This is a genomic window from Nodosilinea sp. E11 (assembly GCF_032813545.1).
In the GTDB taxonomy this organism is placed as follows: domain Bacteria; phylum Cyanobacteriota; class Cyanobacteriia; order Phormidesmidales; family Phormidesmidaceae; genus Nodosilinea.
In genome coordinates this window covers 2,217,741-2,229,755 of sequence record NZ_CP136520.1, presented here as the reverse complement: position 1 = coordinate 2,229,755, position 12,015 = coordinate 2,217,741, and the positions used below count along the sequence as shown (strand labels likewise).

The window sequence follows — 12,015 nt, the reverse complement described above, 5'->3', positions numbered from 1 at the left end:
AGACAATCATGGCTTTCCCTTCCTCAACGTCTTCCCATGTCACTACTGCCCTGCTGGAGGCGCTGCACTTTGCGGCCACCAAGCACAGTGATCAGCGCCGCAAAGACAAAGAAGTCTCGCCCTACATTAACCATCCCATTCGCGTGGCGCAGCTGCTGGCCACCGAAGGCGGCGTCACCGACCTGGCGACCTTGCAGGCCGCTATTCTCCACGACACAGTCGAAGACACCGACACCACCCCAGAGGAAATCGAGCGCCACTTTGGCCCCGAGGTGCGGCAAATCGTGGCCGAAGTCACCGACGACAAGAATTTACCCAAGGCCGAGCGCAAACAGCGACAGGTAGAGCACGCCCCCCACCTCTCACCCCAGGCTAAGCAGCTCAAGATTGCCGACAAAACCGCCAATGTGCAAAACATTACCACCTCGCCCCCCGACGGCTGGCCGCTAGAGCGCAAGCGCGAGTATTTGGATTGGGCCGACCGGGTTGTGGCCGGGTGCCGGGGCTGCAACCCAGCCCTGGAAGCCCTTTACGACGAGGTCATAGCCCAGGGTCGCCAGGCCCTGGCAGCAGTAACCGCGTAGCTCAAACTCAAGTGACGTTCACGACCAGCCTTAAACCGTACACCTTGAACCCCCACCACCCTCTCACCCTTGGCTTAGCAGACCATTAGCTATCTATATGCTGGTACAGCACCTGGGCCGCCGCCGCCAGGGTGGGGCCAAACACCAGCACCCCCTCCTCGTGCCCCGCCATGATCAAAATGCGCGTCTGCATCAGGTCGTTATGATCCAGCAGCCGCCTCATTTCGTAGGCCATGGCCGGGGTGCCGTAGGGAACGCTGGCGGCGGTGGTGGGCAACACTCCCTGACCCCGCTGCCACAAGGGGCGATTGTGAACGTGAATAATCGCCTGAATGGCGCTGCTGTAGTCGTAGAGAGCCGCATGGGTAAGCGACTCTGATGAGGCCTGGATTGGCCCAGTGCAGTGCAGGGCGTTGCGATCGATATCCCAGTCGTCGACCAGGGTGTAGTGGTGAGGCGTGGTGTGGGCTAGGTGCCCGGTTTGGGTACCCGACACGGCAAAGCTGCGAGGCGATCGCCGCAAGCTGATATTGCCGTAGCCAATGCCGTTGGGGTAGAGGCCGATCTGCTGGGCCTGCCATAGGCGATCGCGCCACGCCATCAACTCAGCCAGCTCGTCCTTTTCCAACGGCGCACCGGGCGTCCAGTGGCCGACGTACTTGATGACACCCTCATCCATGGCCATAGCCCTTAGGCGGCTTCGGGAAATAGACCCAGCAACCCAGTCTCAGAGGCAGGACAGATGCCCCGTTCGGTAATCAAGCCCGTCACCAGGCGGGCGGGGGTGACATCAAAGCCATAGTTGGCGGCGGGGGAAGATTCGGGGCAGATTAGCACCGAGGTGACGCCGTGGGGAGACAGCCCGTCGATGTACTTCACTTCGTCCTGGCTGCGCTGCTCAATCGGGATTTCTTTGACCCCGTCGTGCAGGGTCCAGTCAATGGTAGACGAGGGCAAGGCCACGTAGAAGGGCACGCCGTTGTCGTGGGCAGCCAGAGCCTTGAGGTAGGTGCCAATTTTGTTGGCGACATCGCCCTGGCGAGTGGTGCGATCGGTGCCCACGATCGCCAGATCGACCAACCCATGCTGCATCAGGTGGCCCCCGGCATTGTCAGGAATGACGGTATGCGGCACCCCGTGCTGCCCCAGTTCCCAGGCGGTGAGCTTGGCCCCCTGGTTGCGGGGGCGGGTTTCATCGACCCAAACGTGGACGGGCAGGCCGCGATCGTGGGCGTGGTAGATGGGCGAGGTGGCGGTGCCCCAATCGACACAGGCCAGCCAGCCTGCGTTGCAGTGGGTCAAAATGTTGACCGGCTGCCCGGTGCGGGCGTAGATATCTTCGATTAGCTTGACGCCGTGCAGCCCGATCTGGCGGCACTGTTCTTCGTCGGCATCGAGAATGGCCTCGGCGTTTTGCCGCAGGCGCTCAATGGCGTCCGAGGCCGTTATTACCTGTCCCAGCACCTCTAGCTGGGCGGTCAGCGCCCAGTGCAAATTGACCGCCGTGGGGCGAGTTTGGCCCAGGGTGTGGGCGGCCCGCTGCAACACCTCGCGAAAGTCTGCCTCAGCCACCGCGTCCAGGGCCGCCAGGTACATGCCCAGAGCGGCAGTGGCCCCAATCAGTGGGGCACCACGCACCACCATATCTTTGATGGCGTAGGCCGCCTCATCTACCGAGGTCAGGTCCATCCAGGTGAGCTGGTGGGGCAGCTGGCGCTGGTCGATCACCTGCACCACGCGAGGATTGTCTGGGTGTAGACGAATGGTTCTTGTCGGCTCGCCGTTAATTTTCACAGGCCCGTTCTAGCCCCCAAAATTCCAATGTTTATTATGACAGACCCCAGCGAACGAATAGAACACAGCGCATGGATTCTATAACCTGCTGGCGCAGGGGAATTGACTGAAGCTGATTGGCCACCTGGCGGGCCTGGTCGCCCTGCCCGAGCTGGGCATATTGCAGGGCGATCGCCTCTAGCACACTGCCCCGATCGTCTTCTCTATCGATGATGGTGTAGCCCTCGGCCCCCAGGCGATCGACCTGAGATTCTTCGCCGGGGATGGTCTGTGCGACCTGAAAGGCCTGGGCCAGAATGGGCAGCGCCGCTTCGATCTGCCCTAGGTCGCCGTAGCGTTGGGCGATCGCCAGCAGGAGCTGCGCCCGCCCGCTGGGCTCTGTGAGTTCATCGACTACGGGCAGGACCAGGTCAAAGCGGTTTTGCTGCAGCAGAGCCGTTGCACTCCTCTGCAAATGCCCAAGGCGCGTCTCCGAGGAAGAGTTAGCCTGGGCCAGCTGTAGCGCCCCGACATACTGCCTCGCCGTCATAAATACCTCAAAGGGTTGTTCGATGATGCCGACCCGCTGCAGCAGGTCGCGGGTGAGGTCGGCTTGCCCCATTTGGGCATAGACAACGGCAATGGCGGCGAGGGCACCGGGCTCGATCGCCGCGCTTTGCGTCACCTCTTCGGGGAACTGGCGCTGATAGGTGGCGACCAGGCCGTCTAGGCTCTCCAACGTTTGCTGGAGCAAAGTGTTGGCCCAGGTGGTTTGACCGGCCTGATGGGCACTCAGCGCGATCGCCGCTAGCAGCCGCACCCGCAAGACAGGCCGATTGGCCAGGGGCAACTGTTTGGCCCACGCCGCCGCCTGGTCGTATTGCCCCGTGGCCGCGTAGGCGGTGACGACATTGACTATTTGCTCATCTTGAAGGCCGTAGCCGATGGCCGCAAGCTGGCTCCAGGATTGGCGAATCCAGTCCAACTGTTGAATGTCGATCGCCAGTTCCAGCAGGCTTCCCAAGGAAGAGCTTTGTTCCCAGGGGTCAGCGATCGCCTGAAGGTCACTCAACTGGTCTGACAGCCACGCCTCAACCACATCCTGCTGCCCGGCCTGGCTATAGGCCACCATTACCGATTTAATCGCCTCCCGTTGAGTGACCTTGAGCTGAGTTTGGGCCAGCTCCAGGGCGACTTCCCGTTGCCCCAGCTGAAGGTAGGTGTCAACTAAGGTTCTAAAGACAAACTCTGAATCTAGAAGGCCTGTGGCCGATTCGGCCTGCTCCCTGGCCTGGGCGATCGCCCCAGCAGCTTGGGCAGGCTGGTTGGCGTTGTGGTAGGCGATCGCCACCTTGCCCAGGGCCAAAATGCGCTGGGTTGCGGCGGGGATGGCTTGGGCTGTCGCCTCTGCCGCGCTCAAGCTTTGTACGGCAATGGCCCCCTCAACAATGCCCCGAAGTGCGATCGACTTCAGCTCATACTCATCGGGCAACTCGGCGGCGATGGCTTCGGCCTGGGCAAAGGGGCCAATCTGAGCGTAGGTAGTCGCCATCCGCTGCAAAACAGTCAGCTTCAGTCGCTGGGATACACCAGGCGGAATTTGCTCCACTGCACCTCCCACCTGGGTCAGCACCACCAGCGCCGAGGTCGTGTCACCCATCAGGGCATAGGTTTCGGCAATGTCGATTAGCGCGCTGGCGGTAAAATCGTTGCCACGAACTAGGGTTACTGCCTGCCGCGCCTGCTCTAGGGCCTGCCTGGCGGTCGGGGTTTCGCTCTGCTCTAGCACGGTGTAGTAGCGGGCGATCGCCGCCAGCGATCGCGCTTTGACGTGGCTGTAGCCCGAGGGCAGCTGATTGGCCAACACCAAAAACTGATCCAGGGTGGCCCGAAGCTGGGGCGATTCCCGTTCCGGGAGGCTACGCCAACGCGCTGCCTGATCGCCTTGGGTCAATCGCTGCCACCGCGTTGTTGGGTAGCCCTGGTTAGTATCTAGCAACCACTGCTGTAGTAGATCTGCCTGCTGCCGCCCGTCTTGCAGTTGCCCAGCGATCGTCAACGTCTCCTGTAACGATGACAGGGCCGTATCGAGTTGGGCGCTTTCCAGGGCAGACCGCGCCTGGTCCTCCGCTATGGCCAGCCGGTTTTGCAGGGGAGCATTGGGGTCGCAAACGGCATTAGCCGCCGTCTGAGCCTGAGCTACATAAATGGGGTTGATGGCGTTTTCCAAAGGGGCGATCGCCAGCAGACTCAACAACAAAACCGACTGAATAGGGCGAATCATGGTGGCCAGAGAATGAGGGGTTGTAACGAGGGGAGGGCGCGATCGCGGGGTCTATTCAACAGGTCTATTCAGCCGCGCGCCAAAATACGTAGGGGCGATCTACAGACACCCCAGAGGCCAGCACTTCCCGCGTGCCATCGCCGGTTAGATTGAGGGTAAAGCGCACCTGGCCAGCGGCAAACTCGGCTTGGTACATGGCCATTTGCTCAGAGCTGGCGCTGCCCGAGCACTGGCTAAACTCTGGGCGGAGCGGAGCGGTGAACACCACCTGATCCGCTGTGGTCGCTACCTGCTGGGCCAAGGCCGTAGCGATCTGGGGCATATCGACCACCACAATGTGGTTGGCCCCGCCCTCAAACCCGTTGCGAAAGGCCCATAGATCTAAAGATTCTGGGCACTGGCCGGAGTCGGTTTGCACGGGCAAGGCCAGGTTGGGCTCTAGATCCATGGGGGCTGCGATCGCCAGGTCGTAGTCAGCCCAGAGACCCCGGCGGTTTTGCTGGGCGTCGATCTGGGCCTGCCAGTAGCCCTCGGTGGTATTGGCACAGTCGGTAGTCGCGGTTGAATCGACAATTGCAACTCCTGCCTGTACCAGCCCCAGGCCCACCGACTGATTGCCCAGGAACAGTTCGGCCACGGTTTGCCCGTCCCGATCGGCCACTCGTCGCATCTGCACTGCCTGCCCCGCTGGCAGCAGGCTCGTCAGCCGATCGGTCGCCGCATCTGCCTGGGCGGGCACCGCAATACAGGCCAGTGTGGTGGCCACAGCCTGGCCCTGGTCTTGCACCACCAAACTGTGCCCACCAGTAATGCGAACGACGGTCGGCAGAGAGTTAGGGGCATCACCCCCTGGAGCTAGTGACGATGGGGTGCTGCACCCAAAAGCAGCGATGAGAACAAACGCGGTCAGGGGAAGACATCTGCGTTGCATAGCACGGCGTAGGCAAAGAGTGGAGGGCAACCGCTGGGTCGTGAGCTGCCGTCACCAACGGCGAGCCCTGTAGCGATCACTACCGTTAATCTTGCCCTGGGGCTTGGGGCAGAATGGGTGGGCAATAGACGCTTGCTCAAAGTGGCACTGCCGCTGTTAGCAGAGCACTGTACTGGTTTTGACCATCCCCATCGCTGGCGGAAATTGAGTCGGAGGGATAACCGTTGCGCTGCACGCCCGTCCCCTAGGCCGACAAAATATCCCGCAGAGGCTTAGTCATCCAGTTGAGCCCGACCCGCACCTGGTGCGAGAAGGTGGGCATGCGGTAGAGGTAGGCTAGGCGACGAGCCACATAGGCCAGTTCGCCGTCGAGCTGAAGGCCCAGCCCGGTGAGGGTGGCGCGGCTGGTGCCCAGGGTCATCATTTCGCCCATGGGGGTATAGCGGAAGGGGAGTTGGGGGCGATCGCCCATCGCTGCCCAGATATTCCACCCGACAAAGTCGGCCTGTTGCAGGGCTACCTGGGCGGTGGCAGGCACCTGCTGGCCCTCGGCGTCGCGGCAGTCGGCCACATCGCCGAGAGCATAGACACCGGGGCGATCGATCGCCTCTAGGGTGGGCTGCACCACCACCTGCTGGCGCTCGTTGTGCTTGAGGGGCAGGTGGGCGATCGCCTCGTTGACCTGGGTGCCCACGGTCCACAGCACCAAATCGACGGGCAAGATATCGGTCTGTTCGCGAAAGGTGAGGCTGATGGTGTCGGCAGTGACGTTATCGACGGCGGTTTCGAGGTCAACCCACACGCCCAGATCAGAGAGCGCTGTTTGGGCCACCTCGCGGTTGTGTTCTGGGGAGGTGCGCAGAATAGTGTCGCTCAGTTCGACCAGCCGCACCCGACCGCGATCGCCCAGGTGTTCTGCCACCTTACAGGCCAGCTCAACTCCGCTGTAGCCGCCGCCCACCACGGCCACGCGAATTTTGTCAGCCTCGGAGGCCTCTAGCAGGCGCAGGCGTTCTTTGAGCTGGTAGGCGTCTTGCAGGGTTCGAAAGGCTAGGGCATGCTCGGCTACACCAGGAGCCAGGTGCATGGGGGTGGTGCCGCCCAGGGCCAGCACCAAATAGTCGTAGGTGAGGGTGAGACCATCACTGAGATTGACCCGGTGCTGGTCGAGGTCAATGGCGGTGACGCCCGCCTGGCGAAACTGTACCGGTGTACCCGCTAGCAGCTCGGCGTAGGGGGGCGCAATCTCCCAGGTTTGTAGCTCGTCGGTGACGAGTTCGTAGAGCAGCGGTAGAAATAGGAAGCGATCGTTGCAGTCTACCAGGGTAATGGTGGGCGGGGTGCCCTCCCAGGGCAGTCGGCTCAGGCGCAGGGCAGTATAGAGGCCGCCAAAGCCGCCGCCGAGAATACAAATGGATTGGGGAGCGTCTGCCATGGGTGTCTGTCTTTGCTAAGGGCCGGTGATACCTCTTCTTTCTTCTAACTCAAAAATGAGGGAGTCATCCTAGTTTTGGCGATTTCTTTTGGCGATGACCGCTAGCGGTGACCTCTGGCGGTGATGTCAGCCATTGGTCTCGACCCTGTCCAGCCAGGCCGTAGCTACACTCAGCGACAAGGCAACATTAGCCTTTCTATAGACGGCAACACCGCGATCCATTCACTAGGCTGTAGCCATTAAGTGCATGAACCTGGAGAAACCAGTATGTCGTTGAAATTTCAAGTTCCCACCCTGGGCGATCAAGAATCGGCGCAAGAGCTGAAGAAACTGATTCTGACCTCCGAACCCGAGGCCAATGTCGACGTCAACTCTCAGGCTAAGACCGTCACCATTGACTCCGAAGCCTCTGAAGAAACCTTTAAGCAACTGATTGTGGCTGCGGGCCACAATATCGTGCCCGAATAACTGGGTAGGGCTTGGTTGAGCCATCTGCTGCGCCACTACGGCTCGGAACTGGTGCCTGGCGGGTGCATCCCTTTTGCAGGTGCCTAAAGCCCTTATTCTGATTGTTGCTAAGTTGAAGCATGGATTGGGTTAGGGGCAAACAACCGTTTGCCCCTACAAGAGATAATGCAGGTTTGCTTATACCTGCCGCCGACCTTTGGCCGCGATCGCCCAGTTGTTCAGAGGGTGTTCAGAGGGGCTTTTGCGTCCTAAGGGCAGAGTCAAGGGCGAGTTTCTCGGTTCAGTCTTGCTTGAGTAGCCGCTTGAGCCGCTGATTTAGAATTGACCAGTTCACAGGTTTCGTAATGTAGTCTGTGGCACCGGCAGCAAACGCACTTTCTACCGAATGGTCGTCGTCTAGGGCCGTGATCATCAAGATGGGAAACTCATCATTAGATTGAATAGACGACGCGCTTTGATCTAGGGGTGACGTGGCGAGCACCTGAGCCGACTGCAACAGTCGAAGCTGGCGACAGCAGGCAAACCCGTTCATTTCTGGCATCATCGCATCGAGCAACACGAGATCGGGAGATTCTTGCTGATACAGTTCTAAGGCTTCTCGGCCATTGGTGGCTTCAATCGTGCGGTAGCCAGATTGCTTGATGGCCATGGTTAGCAATTTGCGAAGCGAGCGATCGTCATCGACGACTAGCACCAGGGGAGTGTTGTCAGCGTGGGGCATGGCAGATGCTGTAGGTAGAGGCTCGAGCAAAAAAGAAAACGGGTTGTGGTGAGCCAAAAAACGGGTGATGTTTGCCGCTGGTTCAGGCCTCGAAAAACCGTAGCCCTGGCCGTAGGCAATGCCCATTTCGCGGGTGCGTCGGTGCTGAAAAGCGGTTTCTACGCCCATGGCAACCAGGGTGATCTGGAGGTCATAGGTCATGACAATCAAGCTCTTTAGCCACTCCGCCAGCTTGGTGTCAATATCTAGCCGGTTAATGGTTTTGGCATCAATTTTGAGGCTGCTGACCGGAAACCGATGCAGAAAACTGAGCGACGTATAGTTACTGCCCATGTCGTCAATACAGACTCGAATACCCCGAGCTTGCAGCTGCATCAATAACCCAGTTGTTGCAGCAGTATCGACCATGATGGTGTGGTCTTTAATTTCCAGCACCAGGTCTTCTCCCCGCAGTTTGTGGGTCATGAGTGCCTGGTCAAGGCGAGAGATCAACTCGGGATGAAGAAATTGCTGAGTGCCTAAGTTAATACTGATGCGGCAGCGCTTTTCAGGAAATTGTTGATGCCAGTTGGCGAGTTGACGACAGGCGGTATCCAGCACCCACCAGCCCAGGGGAATAATCAAGTCGGTGTCCTTCGCGGCATTGATGAAATCGCCTGGTTCTAGCAGGCCCCGCTGGGGGTGGTGCCACCGCACGAGCGCCTCAAGGGTATCAATTCGCCCATTGCCCAAGTGGACGATGGGTTGGTAATAGAGTTCAAATTCGTTGTTGTCTAGCGCCCGGTAGAGGTCGACATTTTTGACCACCGCCCGCTGAATCAACCGATAATATTGGCGGCTAATCGCCTGCACCGTATAGTTTTCTCGAATAAACCGATGCCCCGAAAGGCCCAGCTGCTGGTTGATTTCGCCATCCTTCATCAGGTAGCGAATGAAGCTGGCTAACCCCTGGCTGTCGCCGTTGCTGAAGGCCGCTCCGCAGTTGGCCTTTGACACTAGCCCCCGCAGGTAAGAATGGCGTTCACAGATAATCGCTACGGGTTTGCCCGAGGACAGGGCCGAATAAAATTTACTGGGGGCAACCAACCCTTCCATATCGGTGTCGATGCTGATCAAATGCAGGTCGCAAGCGGTGAGCGATTGGGGCAGTAGGGCTTTGTCTTGGTAGGGCAGAAAGCGGCAATTGGTTAGGCCCAGGCTTTCCACCTGTTGTTGGGTAGCCTCTCGTTTCGGCCCGCCGCCAATGAACAAAAACTGAACCGGCTCGTCGGCCAGGGCCTGGGCTGCCCCGATGATGGTCTCCATGTCGTGGCAGCGGCCCATGTTGCCCGAGTAGAGGATGGTGAAGGTGTTTTGAATGCCATGCTCTTGGGCGAAGCTGTTGTCGGCCTTGGCCAGAGGTTTGATCGCCTCTGGGTCAGACCAGTTGTGGATGACGGTGATCTGGTCTGCCAGGGTGGGGTGTTTGGCCACGATGCGGGCCTTCATGGTTTCGCAGGGCACGATGATCGCCTCGGCTCGCTGCCACACGCGGCGGTTAATGGCATCCCACAGGCGCACAATCCAGTGGTGCGGGGGCAGCATGCCCAGCCCTGTGACCACATCAGGGTACAGGTCGTAGACCAATGAGACGTAGGCGGTGCCAAAGAGCCAGCTCATCAAAAAGCCAACGACTTGAACGTAGGGCGGTTCGCTAACAAATAGCGTGATATCGCCCCGATGGCGCTGGTGCCGCAGATGCCAGGCAGTATGCAGGCAAAAGGCCAGGCTGCTGAGGGTGCGCCCGGTCATACGGCGGGAGCGGTTGCGCAGAAAGTTGGATCGGGTGATGTGAACCGGGCCTTTGTCTTCTGTGGCGGGGGCTTCGGCCACCTCGAAGGCATAGCTGGGCTGGCCAGTAAAAACCTGGACCTCAAACCCTTGCTGCCCTAGGTGAGTGGCCAGTTCGTCCATATATTGCCCGGTGGCCGCAAAGTCGGGCGGAAAAAACTGGGTCACGATGGAAAGGCGAATGGCGCGAGCGCTCTGGTCTGCAGGAGAGAGGGATTGAGCGCGGCGGGCTAAGAAATTGACCATGGTGAGAACCGCTAAGGATGGATAAGGGCAGCCAGAGCCACCGGGGCATGTAGCCCATAAACTCAAGCTACGAGGGGGAGGTCTGCGATCGGGTTTGTGGACTAAAAATAGACAGATCAGCTAGATGGCAGCGGTGTAGAGGACGCAGCAGAGCTGAGTTGAGGCATGAATGTCTGACGCCGCCAGCCCCATCGACGACTTGCGATCATAGCGCCCAAGACTAACAGGCCAATGGCACTGTGGATTTCAAAGGGGGCGGCTTTAATATCGGCGGCGGATGCGAGGTCGTTGCTCGCAACCTCGGTGACCTCGATCGCTGTCGCTGTGCTGCCTGCTACTGCGCTGCCTTCTGCTGTGCTGCCTTCTCCACCGCTGCTACCGGGCAGCGCGAGGGAGCCTGAGGCAAAGGAGTCTGAGGTCGTAGCGTCTAAGTTGGTCAGGGTAAAGTCGCTATCTGTCGTGCTAGAGCCAAAGGTTCCACTGCTGGCGCTTAGGGAGGAGCCACCTTGGGTATCGCCCTCGATCGCCAGGAGTGGAGCGCTCTCGCTCAGTTCTAGGGAAGGATCGCTGGTGTACAGAATGTTGTCGGCGTTGGGGTCGCGAGTATACATGGTGATCCCCCCCGTGGTGGACTCCATGTTGGTGCTTGCCATGGGGGCCAGGTAGCCTTCCCCATCGCTATAGAGACTGGTGGAGGTGTACAGACTGAAACTGTCCGTGGTTTGATCGCTGAGGCCGGTCGTATCTACCAGCCAAAGGTTGCTGTCTGACAGGGTTAGTGAGTTACTTTCTTGGGTGTTTAAGCCATCGTATTGAATTTGATCAGACTCAGTAGAGTAGGTTTCAATGGTGCCAACAGATAGAGACATGACGGGTAAAGAATAAAGGATGTAGACAGGAAGGGGAGCGGTGGCACCCCTTCCCTAGATAGGGGAGTGGGCAAGCCCTTTGACAGGAGATCAACCGTTGCGGATCGCTGCACCGCTCCAGCCGGTGGTGAGCCAGAGCCAGGAGCGCACCATGTCGCGGCCAATGCGAAAGGGCGATTCGGCGGGCTGGGTAGAAGGGGCTGCAACGGGGGTAAACGCGATATGGTGGCTGCCCAGGATGATGGTGGCGATCGCACGGGCGCGGGGCATGTGGTAGTCGGAGGTGATCAGGTAGAGGTGATGCCGGTTTTGCTGCTGAAAGGTTTTCACCAAAGTGGTGAAGTTGGAGACAGTATCGACTGCTCTGTAGTCGAAGGTGATGCGATCGCGGCTAACCCCAAGCGCATCAAAGATGGGATAGGCCTGATCGGGGCCTAATCCGGACGATGACCAGAGCGGTAGATCGGGCTGAACTTTGGCTAGGCGAGCCGCAACCCCTTCGCGATCGGGCTGACCACCCAAAATTAGGATGCCGTCGGGCTGGGGCCATAGCCAGTGGGCGATCGCCAGGTTGACTGGCCCGTATAGCAACAGCAGGCAGGTGCTGCTGAGTAGACACCGCCAGAAAAAGCGTTTCCAGCGCTGCCACAGACTAGGGCTTTGCCGATACACAGAGGGACTAACAGCCGACATTCAAGCATCCTGAGGTGAGACAACTAAGGCGACTTCTAGAAAACTTTCTCCCCAATGGTGGGCACTGCCCACCCTACGGTGGCTACAGTCGCCGGATACAGCGGGGATCTTCTTTTCTAGAAATCTCCTAAACCTGTTTCTACTGTTGGGCAGGTAGGGTTGCGATCGCGGTTGCGCTAAT

10 protein-coding genes are annotated in these 12,015 nt (G+C 59.4%); 2 read left to right on the top strand and 8 right to left on the bottom strand.

What is annotated here, in order from left to right; all coding sequences use genetic code 11:
* The first annotated feature begins 8 nt into the window (after positions 1–8).
* Complete coding sequence (locus RRF56_RS12140; protein WP_317037905.1) at positions 9–584, top strand: HD domain-containing protein; 576 nt, start codon at positions 9–11, stop codon at positions 582–584.
* Between the two features lie 85 nt (positions 585–669).
* Here RRF56_RS12140 and RRF56_RS12135 read toward each other — a convergent pair whose 3' ends face one another.
* The 5 genes from RRF56_RS12135 to RRF56_RS12115 all read right to left on the bottom strand — a co-directional run bounded on the left by RRF56_RS12135 (position 670) and on the right by RRF56_RS12115 (position 7,007).
* On the bottom strand, positions 670–1,263 hold the full coding sequence (locus tag RRF56_RS12135; protein ID WP_317037904.1) for a class II aldolase/adducin family protein: 594 nt from the start codon (positions 1,261–1,263) through the stop codon (positions 670–672).
* Between the two features lie 11 nt (positions 1,264–1,274).
* Entirely contained in the window at positions 1,275–2,378 is a 1,104-nt protein-coding gene (gene mtnA, locus RRF56_RS12130; RefSeq protein WP_317037903.1) for an S-methyl-5-thioribose-1-phosphate isomerase, read from the bottom strand.
* A gap of 34 nt (positions 2,379–2,412) precedes the next feature.
* Positions 2,413–4,641, bottom strand: coding sequence for a hypothetical protein (locus tag RRF56_RS12125; RefSeq protein WP_317037902.1), 2,229 nt, complete (start codon positions 4,639–4,641; stop codon positions 2,413–2,415).
* A gap of 64 nt (positions 4,642–4,705) precedes the next feature.
* On the bottom strand, positions 4,706–5,572 hold the full coding sequence (locus RRF56_RS12120; protein WP_317037901.1) for a thermonuclease family protein: 867 nt from the start codon (positions 5,570–5,572) through the stop codon (positions 4,706–4,708).
* A gap of 244 nt (positions 5,573–5,816) precedes the next feature.
* On the bottom strand, positions 5,817–7,007 hold the full coding sequence (locus RRF56_RS12115) for an NAD(P)/FAD-dependent oxidoreductase (RefSeq protein WP_317037900.1): 1,191 nt from the start codon (positions 7,005–7,007) through the stop codon (positions 5,817–5,819).
* A 267-nt stretch (positions 7,008–7,274) separates the two neighbouring features.
* Between RRF56_RS12115 and RRF56_RS12110 the strand changes: the two genes are divergently transcribed.
* Positions 7,275–7,475 (top strand): heavy metal transport/detoxification protein, encoded by a 201-nt coding sequence (locus tag RRF56_RS12110; RefSeq protein ID WP_317037899.1) that lies wholly within the window; start codon positions 7,275–7,277, stop codon positions 7,473–7,475.
* Positions 7,476–7,755: 280 nt separating this feature from the next.
* On the opposite strand, the gene RRF56_RS12105 is transcribed toward RRF56_RS12110, so the two are convergent.
* The 3 genes from RRF56_RS12105 to RRF56_RS12095 form a co-directional block, all read right to left on the bottom strand.
* Positions 7,756–10,272: an EAL domain-containing protein gene (locus tag RRF56_RS12105; protein WP_317037898.1), complete on the bottom strand. Its 2,517-nt coding sequence runs from the start codon at positions 10,270–10,272 to the stop codon at positions 7,756–7,758.
* Between the two features lie 116 nt (positions 10,273–10,388).
* Positions 10,389–11,141, bottom strand: coding sequence for a hypothetical protein (locus RRF56_RS12100; RefSeq protein WP_317037897.1), 753 nt, complete (start codon positions 11,139–11,141; stop codon positions 10,389–10,391).
* A gap of 90 nt (positions 11,142–11,231) precedes the next feature.
* The gene (locus RRF56_RS12095) at positions 11,232–11,834 is read right to left on the bottom strand and encodes a YdcF family protein (protein ID WP_317037896.1); all 603 of its coding nucleotides are present in this window, start codon (positions 11,832–11,834) and stop codon (positions 11,232–11,234) included.
* Positions 11,835–12,015: the final 181 nt, after the last annotated feature.